Origin of the sequence: Colwellia sp. D2M02 (assembly GCF_018860755.1) — a bacterium.
Lineage (GTDB): Bacteria > Pseudomonadota > Gammaproteobacteria > Enterobacterales > Alteromonadaceae > Colwellia > Colwellia asteriadis.
Map to the genome: position 1 here is coordinate 1 of NZ_JAHKPW010000087.1, position 13,114 is coordinate 13,114.

Sequence of the window (13,114 nt, forward strand, 5' to 3'; positions counted from 1 at the left end):
CGAGTTCAGGTTAGTTAGTCTTTAATATATGACTCGAGAATTTATTTTTAAACTTTTTAATATTTATTTATAAATAGTGTTGACAATACAAATGAGAATGATTACTATTTAGTTGTTGCTTAAGCAGGTGAATGCTCTCTCACTTAATTAAGTAACAGCAAGGCACGGAACTTAGTGGTTATGCTCCAGGACACATAACCACTAAGTGCCCACTTTGGATTCCTAGGAGTCAATTGATTTAAAATTTTTGATGGTTTGCCAGCTGCGTTTTCGCCGCTGGCTTTTTTTTGCTTAGACTTTATGAAACTTAAAACTTAAAACTTAAAACTTAAAACTTAAAACTTAAAACTTAAAACTTAAAACTTAAAACTTAAAACTTAAAACTTAAAACTTAAAGCGGCCAACAACTTCCGACATTGAAGTACTACTACTACGCAGATCTTGACTGGTCAGTGCTAGCTGCTCAGTATTAGTAAGCGACTCTTGGGTTATACCCGCTAAATCATTAATACGTAAATTAACTTCATCTGCGGCGGCGCTTTGCTGCTCTGTCGCTCTCGCAATTTGCGTACTCATATCTGAAATAGCCTCCATCAGGCGGTCTATCTCAGATAATGAATGATCGGCTTTACCGGTTTGCTCTACAGTCTCTAGCGAAATATCTTGGCTGATTTTTACTGCTGAAACGGCCTCTTGTGCGCCCGATTGTAGTTTTTGTATCATTTGCTGTATTTCATTCGTACTTTGCTCGGTGCGATTCGCTAATGTTCTGACCTCGTCAGCAACCACAGCAAAGCCTCTGCCTTGCTCACCAGCTCGAGCGGCTTCAATAGCAGCATTTAACGCGAGTAAGTTGGTTTGTTCGGCAATGCCACGTATAACATCTAAAACTGAGCCGATATTGTCGCTTTCAGCTGCTAACGCACTAACAACATGGCTAACGTTATCGATATTACTTGAGAGCGTTTGCATTTGTGAGATTGCATGAGAAACCACCTCTTTACCCTCAAAAGTATTACCTCGGGCGTCATTGGCAGCTTGCTCAGCCAGTGACGCGTTGTCACTTACTTCTTTAATTTGCGAAGTCATCTGTTCCATAGCTGTTGCAACCTGCGCTGTTATATCGTTTTGATCTTGAGTGGATGCCTGAGTAGTTTGGCTGGCAAGGGCAATGGCATCAGAATGCTTTAACACTTGCGTAGAGTTGTTGGCAACATCTTGCAGTGATTGGCGCATTTTGTTGGTGAACTCATTAAAATAGCCTGATAAATGCGATATTTCATCTTGCCCAGTACTGTTGAGTGAACGCGTTAAGTCGCCTTCACCTTGGGCAATATCTTTCATTAAATTAGAGGCATCACGGGCAGGAACAATAATGCTCTTGCCAATAATGTAGCAGAAAAAAATCATTACAATGGCAATTAGAATGCTATCGATGATAAGAATATTTCGATGTTTGGCAAAAGTGCTCTCAGTATCATCTAAATAGGTGCCTGAACCCACAATCCATTGCCATGATGAAAACCCCTTAACAAAAGATATTTTATCGACGGGTTGTTCAAAACCTGGCTTAGCCCATTGATAAGGAACAAAGCCTTCTCCTTGTGCTTTAACCACATTGACCATATCAACAAAAAGAGCAGTACCGTTAGGATCGGTTGTTTGAGAAAGGTTTTTCCCGTTTAGTGCGGGCTTTATGGGGTGCATGATCATTTTTGGCTCGTAATCATTTACCCAAAAGTAATTATCACCGCTATAACGCAAAGCGCTTATTAAGCTTAGTGCTGTTTTTTTAGCTTGTTCTTCGTTGATTTCGCCTTGCTTAAACAATGAATATTGGTACTCGATAATACTATAAGCCGTGGCGACTTGCTCTTTAGTACTATCTCTTTTTTGTTGGTGAAGTGAGTCATAACCCTCAGATAAACTCACAGTATCAAGGATGATTACTGCCAATATGATTAAAGCGACTAACATGCCTAGCCGTTGCTGTATGCTATATTTTCGTAAAAAATTCATCATCAAGTTTCCTAAGGGGAATAAAGGTACTGCATAAGTAATAATATTAGTACATATTCTTATAAACACTAATTGCTAATGATTAATAGAAAGTTAAAAAAAATCAAAGGGTTTAGTTAACACAAACTCGGATTGGTTAGTTTTAATAAGAAGATAGTTGATGGGTATTGAAAGTGCGCTTTATAAAAAAGGGGAAGCCAAAGCTTCCCCAAAAGTAACCTCAAATGAGGTTAACTAACGCAAGACGTGTAACGCTATTAGTGTGAAGTCATCAATAGCTTATAAAACGAATTTAGCTGATAATTGAACATAATTAGAGTCAGCGTCAGACTCTGCCATTTCAAAGTTACCGACTTCTAAACCAAAAGAAAGTTGTTTAGTGACATTTTTGAAGAGGTTTACACCCCAATGTGAGCGATCTCGGTCGGTTAAGTCGGTTTGGGTGTTACCGTAAAACACTGAACTGCGCATATCTTCAGTCCAGAAGTGACGGTAAGCAACCATAATAGAAGTCGTATCTTCAACATCGATATTTGCTGATGAGTCGAGTCCAACATCAGTTGATGCGGTAACTCCAACGTAACGACCTACATTACCGCCGTGTACTTGGAAGCGAAAATCATCTTTACCAAAAGTATTAATACGGCCTGCTATACCGTAACCAAAAGCTGATTCACTACCCGATAATGTTTGAAGTTGACGAGCTAAAGCTGATACTGACACATTACCCCAGTCACCTTTAAAGGTATATTTACCAATAAAATCAGGGACAGAGTCATCGGCTAAACCAGTACCCCGTTTAGCACCAACACCATAGGTTTCAGGGTTCTCTATTGATAATTGTAAGCCACCGTTGGTATAACGAATTTGGCCTTGACGAATAAAGGCAGATGCGACTAATGGGCCACCAAAGTCAGCAGATTCAGCAAGAGAGCTGGTGTTTTGAAAGGTTGTCCATGTTTGACCAACAAGAACATCTTTATATTTAATAAAGGCGTGACGTAAACGTGGTTTTGAAGAGTTAGAAATAACTTCATTGCCGCCACCACTAACAGCGTCGCCATAAAAGTCAATTTCAATAAAACCAGTAACATCGCCATGAACATATTTAGTATTAAAGCGTGTTTCATTTGCAGCAATACCAAAGTTTGATTGGTCTTTTGCTAATACTGTGCCGCCACCGTACCAGTAGTCAGTTGCTGCAATATTTCCGTCTACGTAACGTGTATCTACTTTAACATAGCCACCAAAAGTGATGCTGTTATCGTCATCTAATTTTAACGTGTAACCTGCATTAGCAGCACCAGTTACCGCTAGTAAGCTTGTTGCTAGCGCTAATTTTTTTATTGTGAAAAGTTTTTTGTGTAGCATGGTTTATCCCCATTATTTGTTTTTACTTATTGTAATGTTTTATTTTTAAATTTTTCAGTATTTTAGCTATTTTAGTTGTTTTAATTATTCTCTAAAATAAATAGTGAGTAATATGAGTTCTTAGTGACTCTTTGTGTTACTTACTATGGTTGGATAATAAGTTAGAGTGAAAAGTAAACAAAAGGAATTAGACCTAAGTCTACATTGTTGATACTACGCTTTAGACTTTAGTCGATGAATATTATTTTGCTGCCGCCTTAAAGCCAATTCTAAAGCCGCCCCAGTGTTTACCATTAATGTAAATGGGAGCAGAAACATCATGCATAACTTCCCCTGTATCACGTTTGTAGGTTTGTAATAAAAATTTATTCGTGTGCTTACCACAGCGAATGCCTGTTGCATCGTCAAAAATACGTTTGGTTCGATTGTTTACAATGTCAATATCAGGATCGCCGGTTAGTGGTTTCGAAAAACATAGGTTATGGGTGGGGAAATAGCCATTAATATCGACCGCACCCGCATAAATAATATCACTGTATTGTGCTAATAATGGCTCTTGAATATCGGGTAAATGTTGATCAGTAAATTTATCAAAACCGCTGGTAAATTTAGCTGGATTGCTATTTCCTAATGGTTGATAGTTAAAATCAAATAATTGTTGGTGAGATATTTTGTTGGCCAAAATACTTTGTTCAAATAACTCACTAACACAAGTGGCAGCACTTTGTGCTTGCTGGCACATGATGTTAATGAGTGAGTTATTATCAAAAACAGAAGCTTCAACAAAGATTGACTCAGTACTACGCGAGAGCTTATTGCTTTGAGCTGAAATATGCTGTGTTTCTTGGTTTTTAGCGAGTAAGAAATTGTGTAAGTTATTCACAGAATCGGCAATATCTGCACTGGCATGATCTTGCTCTATTAGTGCCTGAGTAATTTTTTCGCTAGCCGATACTGATAACTCCATGAGTTTATCTATTTCAGTAAAGTTAGTTGATAAGTCAGTCATGGTTGAAACAACACTAGTAGTTTGTTCAACAATAGTTAGCATCATAGCGGTTGTATCAGAGGTTTCTGTACTTATTTGTTGTAATCTTTCGCCTATTTGCGCTGTGGCATCGGCGGTTTTTGCTGCTAGCGCGCGTACTTCATCAGCAACTACGGCAAAACCCCGACCTTGCTCGCCAGCACGTGCCGCTTCAATAGCTGCATTGAGCGCGAGTAAGTTAGTTTGCCCAGAAATGGCGTCAATGACATCGGTAATATTTTGAATCTCCTTGGCTTTATGCTCAAGTGATTGTATTTGTTCTGCCGCGCTATTGACTGCCTGATTTAGTTGGTTAACCAAATGAATTTTTTCATTGAGTTGTGTAGAACTATTTGTGCTGGCGGTCATAGCTTGAGTTGCTCGCTAGCGAGAGCTGCATGCTCATTAATTTGCTTACCATTTGCTGACATTTGCTCAGTAGAGGCAGCTAAGCGATTAACATCGTGGCTTGATTTACTTATATCGGCACTTAACTTATCCAAAAAAAAGCTTATTTCAGCTGAGTTAATTGCTAATTCACTTACTTTGTTGCTAATGTTTTTTCCTGCTTTGTTAAATGCGTTAATTGATGAGCTATTTGCTGTTGGGTTTGGTGCTGTATCAGTGGTAATACTCTTGGTAATCACAGCTAGTATAACGGCAACGGTAATCAGTAAGCAGGCTGCTTGCACTAGAGGAGAGCTAAATAAATATTGATAACCATAATTACTTAAAGTGATGAAAATAGCGACTGAAATGACTCGAATGAGAGAGGAACTTGTCTTTTTACTTATCATGGCATCCTGCTTATTACTATTTGAAAAGTAAGTGATAAGCTAGCATGGAGTTTAATTTTTATGCAAATAATTATAACAATTATTCTCGCCACATTGTGTTGTGAGTAATAAAAAAGCCGCTGAAAATAGCGGCTTTGATGAGTGTTAACTTAACTATTAAGGTTATTTGGGTAACTTAAAAGGCAACTTGTAGTGCTAAACGGTAGCTTCTGCCATCACCAATAGTTACATTGCTATCACCGCCGCCTGCTAAATAATCGGTATCGAATAAGTTTTGAATATTAAAACGTATATTCATATCAGTATTCGAGAACTCCACTTTATAAGTAGCGCCCATGTCTACGCGAGTATACGCATCTTTAACGATGAGATTATCGTTATCGGCAAAACGCTCACCTTCGTAAAAAGCACCAGCATTAACGGCAAAGTTTTCAGTAAACTCATAACGTGACCATATTGAGGCTGACCACTCTGGTGCATCTATTGGAGTTTTGTCTTGAAGCTTTGGATCATTTTCATACTGTGCATCAAGGTTCATTACTGAGGTCATAACAAATAGCTTATCAGTTACCGCGCCTTGTGCTGCCACCTCAAAGCCTTTGTGGCGTTGTTCGCCGACTTGAGTGGTTATGGTTGCGTACTGTGAACCATCATTCAGATCTTCAGAAACAAGAACGTTTTCCTTAGTGATGTCAAATAGAGCTGCGGTGATTAATAAGCGATCGTCAGCTAATTGCCATTTTGCTCCTAACTCATATTGCGTTGAGGTGGTAGCGTCAATTTCCATACCGAAATTTGCATCATCTATATCTATTATAGTTTCACTACGTTGTGGCTCAAAGCCTTCGCTGTAGTTAGCATAGTAGGTAGTGCTGTCATTAGGGTGATATAAAACCCCTGCTTTAGGTAATAATGATTCGTTATCAGCACCAGTTTTAGTTTGTTTGTCATAACGACCACCAAGCATTACTTGCCACTGTGGGTTGATAGTAATTAAGTCTTGAACATATACACCGTAGTAATCGTATTCTGTAGTAGAAGAGCTGTGGTTTTCATCGGTGTAGCTAATATTTGGTCGAGGTGGCTCAGCTTGACCAGCTGAAAAATCAAAGTTCACATTTGTTCTTGATTTCAATCGACCGTAGTAATAATCAAGTGAGTTAGCACCAATAAGGAATACGTGATCAACACCCGCTAATGTAAATTCACCGGTGAAGTCAATAAAGTTAGTGGTAAATTGCCAATCATCAAAGCGATCGTAAGGTCTTGATTTATATGAATCACCTTCGGTGAAGTTACTTGGTTTACTTGGAGCAGACTCAAAACGTTGGCGTTCAAAAACTTGTTGGTTATGACCGAGTTTTACTTGCCATGAGTCGTTAAACGCGTAGCTAAAATCAATGCCGTAGTTTTCAACGGTAATGTCGGTAAATGCCCATGACATATCACGAATAGTTTTTTCATCGCCAATAATATTACCATCGCTATCTAACCAGCCACCAGTATCTAACCCTGCTTTATCGTTAGTTATGTCGTAATGTACGCTAACATAAGCATCTTCAGTAATATCGTAATCAACAACTAAAGCACCTAAAAAGCGCTCACGTTCACGTTGCTCACCATTTTGATATTCACGTTGGTAAGTAACATCTTGTTGTACTAAATTAGCACGGTAACGTAGTGATTCATCTTCGGTAATTGCGCCACCTGCATCAAGGGTGAAACGTGAAGAACCTTCTTGGTCAACATCAGCACCTAAGTTAAAAATTGTTTTAGCGGTTGGTTTTTTCGTTACCATGTTAACTAAGCCGCCAGGGCCAGATTGACCATAAAGAATGCTTGAAGGACCTTTAATGACTTCAATGCTTTCTAAGGTTTCAATTGGTTGTTGGTAGTGTGACCAATGTTGGTGACCGTCGCGTAAATAACCGGTTGATGAACTTAATTCAAAACCACGTAAGTTAAATACTTCACGGTTACGTTGTTTAGAGCCTGCGTTTAAGCTCGCATCGTTACCTAATACTTCACCTAATGTAGTCGCTAATTGCTCGTTAATAACTGTGCTAGGAATAACCGTTACCGACTGTGGTGTTTCAAGCAATGAAATATCGGCGCGCATAGCACCATGAGCCTCATCAACGGTATAACCGTTAAAGTAGGTTCCTTTAACTTGGATTTTTTCAATCGCTGAATCTGTTTTGCTTTCTGGCGCGTCCGCTGCAGCCACGATAGGTGAAGAAACAATAGTACTTATCGCTAGAAATAATGGGGTAAACTTCATAATTACGTACGCCTTATTTAGGTATTAAACGGTGCGAGCTTGTATTTTTGCGGTGAAGTATAATGATAACGATTGTTGTTTGCAATTCTTATCTTATTTAGATTTAGGGGTGTTATAATAACTTAGATCTTAAGGTAATTATTTTTTAAGAGTAGAAGGGGCTGCCAGAGTAAAGCCTAGTGATGGCTTTATGCTGGCAGTAATAGCAAGGCTTTAGCTTTTTATGGTAGCGGCTTGTTCTTGTGTGACTACGGGTTTTGAGGTTAAAGTTTTTTTGAGTCGACGACCTATCTTTACCTCTATCTGCGTATGAATCAGGTAGGCAATTAATAGCATTAATATGACGGTGATAGTGACAACTAAGGCAATATTCTCTTGATTACCCAATAAGTTAAAGACCATATAACCAATATGCTGATGCACAAGATAAAGGGGGTAAGTTAACACTCCTAAGTAATAAAAATACCGCTGGCGTAGCGGGTTTTTTTCACATAAGGCCGTTACACAAAAAAGTGCGAAGAATAGGGTGTTAATGGCAAAAATTACCGTGCTATTAAACGTTATGTTAAACCAGCTACTCATTAAGTTACCAAACAAAATAGATTGTTTAATAACAAAGGCATATGAGAGTAATAATAGTAAACTACGATAGCCATTAAGCCCGTCTCTACGTAGTAAATAAAAGACACCGCCGGCAGCAAAATAGCCGCTCCAGTGTGGGAATATGGCGACAAACATATCGACACTTTTTGCCCACGGATGAAATAGCATTAGGAAAGAAGCGAGCAGTGTGATCGCAATAACGTGTTGAAAGTACTTCATCATGCCAAGTGATAATACTATTAAGATCAGCAGATAGAATTTTAATTCAATGTATAAAGTCCAATAAGCACTTTCAATGGGCTTGTAGCCAAAGAGTTCATTAACCATAGTGACATTAGCGAGCAACTGCGGCCAAGTAATGTGAAATACTTCAGCGCCCCAAAGCACAGTAAATATTGCCGTGAGGGCCAAAGCACACCAATAAGCAGGGAAAAGGCGCACAAAGCGTGAGATTAAAAAGTTTTTAGGGCTGCCATCGGCAACACTCATAAAAATTACAAAGCCGCTGATAATAAAAAAAAAGTTAATGCCCATATAAGCATATCGGGTTAGTACACGCAGTGCTTCGAAGTCTGCAATTTTAGCGAAACCTTCCATATATCCCGTGTAGGTATAGTGAAAAATAACAACAGCAAAAGCCGATAAAAACCGTAGTAAGTCAATTTCGTAAAAGCGTGTTTTCATTGCGGACATCTAAAAACCCTGTAAGTGAATAAAAAGTATTGTGCCAAATGCACTAATCAAGCCTCTAAAAGTAATGTAATTACGAGCGGCCTGTCAATTAATGTTACTTATGAACATCGCTGTTTTCGAGATTTTGGTTGAGTAACAAGTAATAGTTAGCGTAAGCTGGCGATAGTCAAAATTATTGACGTTGATAGTTAACCTGAAATAGGTTTAAGAGGTATTTAACAATTTGAAATATCAGCAAAAATTACCTTGCTAAAGCGCTAGCTTGATAGTTTTTCTTCTTTTCATATGCTAAGCAAGGCAAATTTCGCGTCAATAGCTGGCCTATTGCAAGTAAATTTAACGAAGAAGCTAGGAAAGTAGCTGTTAGAGAAACATTTGTTAAGCCGAGCTTAGGTTAGTTAGTATTTATAAGGAATAGTTATGAAAATATTGATTTTAGGGCTTTTAATTACATTGTTTTTGCCTAAAAGCCAGGCTGCTAGTTTTCATTTAGGTGAAAGGGTATGCCTTGATTCACAGATACTTTCACAAACGCGAGAGTTACAGATATTACTACCTGAAAATTATTATGAGAATAACGTGAGTAATTACCCTGTTATTTACTTGCTTGATGGTGATTATAACTTTCATGGCATTTCAGGGATGTTAGATTTATTGGCAAATAAAGGGCAGTTAATTCCTGATGTGATTTTGGTCGCCATTGCCGATAAAGGTACTAGCCAATACCGACAACTGATGACGCCAGTAGAGCTTGCCGTTGCGAGTTCGAGCAGTCCAGCCAAAGGAGCATTGACGCCGGCCAAACATGCTGCAGAATTTCTACGTTTTCTTACTGACGAGGTAAAACCTTATGTGGCTGAAAATTACCGGTCGGCAGAGCATTCAATACTAGTAGGGCAGTCTATGGGAGGCTTATTTGTGTTAAATGCATTGATAGAAAGCCCTGATGCTTTTAAGCATTATGTTGCAATAAGCCCTTCTGTTTGGGTAGCTGAGCAAGGCATTGTAAAAAAAGCGAAAGAGAAACTCGGTAAAAACGCACACCAGCCAGTATCACTATTTCTATCGTTAGCAGATGAGACCCGTATGGGACAGTACGATTTCATTAACTTACTTGATATTAATGAGCCTAAAAATATTGATTGGTCGTTTAAGCATTACCCCGATGAAAATCATAATTCGGTTGGTTTAATTGCGCTACGAGACAGTTTAAAAGCGCTATATAGCCAGTGGTATATTGCTGAAAAAGATTTAACCAAGTTTACCAATCCAGAAGATATAGTTAAGCATTATCAAAACGTCATGACTAAGCATGCTTTTAAGCAAGCGATGCCATCAGCAAGTATTAAAGCCATGGTGCGTCATTATTATCGACATAATAACGTTGATAAATTACCTGTATTTATCGCTCAAACAAGTGAGAAACTTCCTGAGTCTAGACAAGCCTTGATTGCGATGCAAGCAAGTTATGCTGGACATTTTGACTCCCCTAAAGCTGCGTTAGAGTTATTGCTTAGCGTAGAAAATTTGTACCCAAACTCAATAGATCATCTTAAAGCTATTGCTTCAACTTATGAGCAAGTTGGTGATATGTTGAAGGCAAAATCATACTATCAAAAAGCGTTAACGGTAGCTAAAAAATACAATACTAACCAATGGCAGTTAAATATACTTGAGGCAAAAATCGCCGTTAAATAAAGATATGCTATAAATGCATGTATAGCCAAGCACCTTGGCTTTCACCATGATTTGTCTCCCGATCATACTTTTTATTTGCTTTTGATAACTCGGTCATTTTTTGCTGCGCTAATGTGTTTGCGGTTTGTTCTAAGCGCTGGCAAGAGCTCTGCGTAGGTATTGCTAAGAGTGATTTTTCAATCTCTTTTATGGTGGCTTTAGCTAAGTTGATGTGACCGATTTCATGAGTGAGTAAATTGGGGTACCAGTTAGACCAAACTTGCTTGACCTGTTCATCAGTGCTAACTAATTTCGGCATCGTTAAGGTTAATATTAATGACGCTTCAACTTTATTAATACGACATTGGCTTGAGTTTGACTTCCACCAAAAGCGCCAATTGATATTCCATTTTGTATGACCATGAAATACCTCGCCATCTTCTCTTATCGGTGTTGCATTATTTATGGTGGCTAACAGTGTTTCTTTTGTTTTGGCATTAACTGAATAGAAAACATTATTCTCAGTGATATTTACTTTGGCTTCACTACATATTGGGTAAAAAAGTAGTATAAAAAATAATGAACGCATTTGGCTTCCTTTCTCCGTTGTCGTGGTGTTTAACATGGTCAAATAGTTTGTACTAGATAACGTTGAATAATTTGACCACCTTCAGTTATCTCAGAGTCTAATATGCCATTATTACTCAGAATAGTACGTGCAGAGGCGCTGTTATTTTTATAACAATGAATGTGAATAGTGCCTACTCCACGGGCAAATAACTGCTCAATTGATAATTTCATTAATAAATGACCCAAGCCTTTACCACGATAACTTGGCCTAATACCTAAACCGATATGACCACCGCAATGAGCTATTTGCGGGTTAAGGTAATGGCGTAGGTTAGTTACACCAACCAGTTCATTGCTATCAACTAACCATAAAGTAGTACTTGGCACCATATGCTCAGGTATATTTTTTCCTTGCGCAAAGTTATTGTTTTTTTCGAGTAGTGCAGGAAAGTCGCGGAGGTCAAAATCGAGTGGAAACGGGTAGCGCTCTTCATCGCCTAACTCACGAATGTAACCATGATAGCTTTTTTGGTACTGCTGGTTTGGGGTGATTAACTTCATAACTTTTGGCTTTGGCACCGTATTTTAGATAGAGCACGAAAGTAGCTAGGATAAGGGTAAACTATCGTAGCTACTCTAGTATGGAAAGAGCAAGAGGTAATTGATAAATAACAGAGACCTATATGGACGTTGTTGATTTGAAGTTATTTACCGCTTCTCGCAGCTTCTGCTTGTGCAAGTGTTTCATATTGAGTAGACGTAATTTTGACGAGCTTAGTAATGTTGTTAATTGATGTCGAAATTACAAATGTTTCATTGAGTGATAATACTAAGCTTGTTATGCGCTCAGCGCCTTTATTGGTTAGCTCAATATCAATATCGTAATTATTATCATGGATATCAGTGGTTATTTGTACTCTGAACATATCTTCATCTAAACCATCTGCGGTTTGCGTACCCATTTCTATGGTTGCGTCCTCACCGAGCTCTATCATCAGCACTGGTTTACTTTCCAGTTTTGCCGCTTGTAGTGCCTGTGGCATGTTTTTTTCAACAGTCGTTTTTTGTTGAGAGTTGCTTAAATTGTAAACCTCCATCTCAATTAAAATAATAGGAACCTCTTTCGCGAATAGGGTGCTGAACCCACTAGTAATGAATAAGGTGATAAATAAGGTGATGGTTTTGATGTTCATGGTTTTCCCAAGGTTAAGTTAGCCGTAATTTCTAATAGTAATGAAAACACATGTCAGAGTAGGTTATCAACATAACATGCTGATATTCATTAATATTCATAAAATTCATTACCATGAATTTGAGTTGGGCACTTTCAATTGAAAATTCATTTGTAGATAATAGCTTGCTAATGTAATGAGTGAAGTTTACCTGATATCAACATGGAATCTAGATCATGGAAATCGTATGAAACTAGCAGATAAATTAATATTATTAAGAAAAGAAAAAGGTTGGACGCAAGCTATTGCAGCAAAGAATATTGCGATTCAACAGTCTTATTTATCTAAGTTAGAAAATGGTCATTACCAACCATCAAATGACGTTATTGAAAAACTGTGCTTGGCTTATGACGTACCTATTAACTCACTAATAAATCAGCTTAAAGCAAAACCTGCTTTGATGCGGTATTTATTACCGAGCGCCATTGTTTCAGCAACACTAGGTGTAATGCTGTTGCTTAACGGATACTTTGCACTTATTTTTCCGCAAGCTTATTACACCTACAAAGCCCAAGTTGTATCAGCAAGCGAAAAGTCACTAGTAACACTCAATTATCATTTAACTGATAATTATCAAGGTGATAAGTATATTGAGGAATTTGCAGGTGTGAAGTATGAATACACTTTACTCTCAACAAGGGAAATTAAGCGTGCTGAAAACCGTTGGCTCATGAGTATTGGCTCTTTATTATTGATTATAGCGTTTAGTTTATATTGCTATTTCAGGCTGAAAAATAGCAAAACATCGCTAGGTTGAGTGCGGTGCTTTGCTAGTGGTAGTTAACGCACTTGTATTAATTAACCTGAGCTCGGCTTAACAAATGCTTCTCTAGCAGCTATTTTT

Annotated in this window: 11 protein-coding genes; 2 read left to right on the forward strand and 9 right to left on the reverse strand. The window is 38.2% G+C overall.

Translation table 11 applies throughout. The annotated features are described in order from the left end of the window. Window positions 1–384: 384 nt before the first annotated feature. The 6 genes from KO495_RS16600 to KO495_RS16620 form a co-directional block, all read right to left on the reverse strand. On the reverse strand, window positions 385–2,019 hold the full coding sequence (locus KO495_RS16600; protein ID WP_215981536.1) for a methyl-accepting chemotaxis protein: 1,635 nt from the start codon (window positions 2,017–2,019) through the stop codon (window positions 385–387). A gap of 279 nt (window positions 2,020–2,298) precedes the next feature. Further along, window positions 2,299–3,390, reverse strand: a complete 1,092-nt coding sequence (locus KO495_RS16605) for a porin (RefSeq protein WP_215981528.1) — start codon at window positions 3,388–3,390, stop codon at window positions 2,299–2,301. A gap of 241 nt (window positions 3,391–3,631) precedes the next feature. Then, window positions 3,632–4,786 (reverse strand): methyl-accepting chemotaxis protein, encoded by a 1,155-nt coding sequence (locus KO495_RS16610; protein ID WP_289847635.1) that lies wholly within the window; start codon window positions 4,784–4,786, stop codon window positions 3,632–3,634. Continuing rightward, a complete protein-coding gene (locus KO495_RS17625) occupies window positions 4,783–5,214 on the reverse strand; it encodes a hypothetical protein (protein ID WP_252739033.1) in 432 nt (143 codons plus the stop codon). Before KO495_RS17625 ends, KO495_RS16610 begins: the two co-directional genes overlap by 4 nt. A gap of 175 nt (window positions 5,215–5,389) precedes the next feature. Beyond that, entirely contained in the window at window positions 5,390–7,495 is a 2,106-nt protein-coding gene (locus tag KO495_RS16615; RefSeq protein WP_215981529.1) for a TonB-dependent receptor, read from the reverse strand. Window positions 7,496–7,708: 213 nt separating this feature from the next. Beyond that, window positions 7,709–8,791, reverse strand: coding sequence for an acyltransferase (locus KO495_RS16620; protein ID WP_215981530.1), 1,083 nt, complete (start codon window positions 8,789–8,791; stop codon window positions 7,709–7,711). 420 nt (window positions 8,792–9,211) lie between these two features. Between KO495_RS16620 and KO495_RS16625 the strand changes: the two genes are divergently transcribed. Further along, entirely contained in the window at window positions 9,212–10,489 is a 1,278-nt protein-coding gene (locus KO495_RS16625) for an alpha/beta hydrolase-fold protein (RefSeq protein WP_215981531.1), read from the forward strand. A gap of 7 nt (window positions 10,490–10,496) precedes the next feature. On the opposite strand, the gene KO495_RS16630 is transcribed toward KO495_RS16625, so the two are convergent. The 3 genes from KO495_RS16630 to KO495_RS16640 all read right to left on the reverse strand — a co-directional run bounded on the left by KO495_RS16630 (window position 10,497) and on the right by KO495_RS16640 (window position 12,231). Beyond that, on the reverse strand, window positions 10,497–11,057 hold the full coding sequence (locus tag KO495_RS16630; protein ID WP_215981532.1) for a DUF922 domain-containing protein: 561 nt from the start codon (window positions 11,055–11,057) through the stop codon (window positions 10,497–10,499). 38 nt (window positions 11,058–11,095) lie between these two features. Further along, complete coding sequence (locus KO495_RS16635) at window positions 11,096–11,599, reverse strand: GNAT family N-acetyltransferase (RefSeq protein WP_215981533.1); 504 nt, start codon at window positions 11,597–11,599, stop codon at window positions 11,096–11,098. A gap of 143 nt (window positions 11,600–11,742) precedes the next feature. Then, complete coding sequence (locus tag KO495_RS16640) at window positions 11,743–12,231, reverse strand: hypothetical protein (protein ID WP_215981534.1); 489 nt, start codon at window positions 12,229–12,231, stop codon at window positions 11,743–11,745. A gap of 226 nt (window positions 12,232–12,457) precedes the next feature. Between KO495_RS16640 and KO495_RS16645 the strand changes: the two genes are divergently transcribed. Beyond that, on the forward strand, window positions 12,458–13,027 hold the full coding sequence (locus KO495_RS16645; RefSeq protein ID WP_215981535.1) for a helix-turn-helix transcriptional regulator: 570 nt from the start codon (window positions 12,458–12,460) through the stop codon (window positions 13,025–13,027). Window positions 13,028–13,114: the final 87 nt, after the last annotated feature.

Coding starts and splice junctions, on each gene's coding strand:
- KO495_RS16600 (WP_215981536.1), bottom strand. CDS start 2,019: ATGAATTTTTTACGAAAATATAGCATACAGCAACGGCTAGGCATGTTA.
- KO495_RS16605 (WP_215981528.1), bottom strand. CDS start 3,390: ATGCTACACAAAAAACTTTTCACAATAAAAAAATTAGCGCTAGCAACA.
- KO495_RS16610 (WP_289847635.1), bottom strand. CDS start 4,786: ATGACCGCCAGCACAAATAGTTCTACACAACTCAATGAAAAAATTCAT.
- KO495_RS17625 (WP_252739033.1), bottom strand. CDS start 5,214: ATGATAAGTAAAAAGACAAGTTCCTCTCTCATTCGAGTCATTTCAGTC.
- KO495_RS16615 (WP_215981529.1), bottom strand. CDS start 7,495: ATGAAGTTTACCCCATTATTTCTAGCGATAAGTACTATTGTTTCTTCA.
- KO495_RS16620 (WP_215981530.1), bottom strand. CDS start 8,791: ATGTCCGCAATGAAAACACGCTTTTACGAAATTGACTTACTACGGTTT.
- KO495_RS16625 (WP_215981531.1), top strand. CDS start 9,212: ATGAAAATATTGATTTTAGGGCTTTTAATTACATTGTTTTTGCCTAAA.
- KO495_RS16630 (WP_215981532.1), bottom strand. CDS start 11,057: ATGCGTTCATTATTTTTTATACTACTTTTTTACCCAATATGTAGTGAA.
- KO495_RS16635 (WP_215981533.1), bottom strand. CDS start 11,599: ATGAAGTTAATCACCCCAAACCAGCAGTACCAAAAAAGCTATCATGGT.
- KO495_RS16640 (WP_215981534.1), bottom strand. CDS start 12,231: ATGAACATCAAAACCATCACCTTATTTATCACCTTATTCATTACTAGT.
- KO495_RS16645 (WP_215981535.1), top strand. CDS start 12,458: ATGAAACTAGCAGATAAATTAATATTATTAAGAAAAGAAAAAGGTTGG.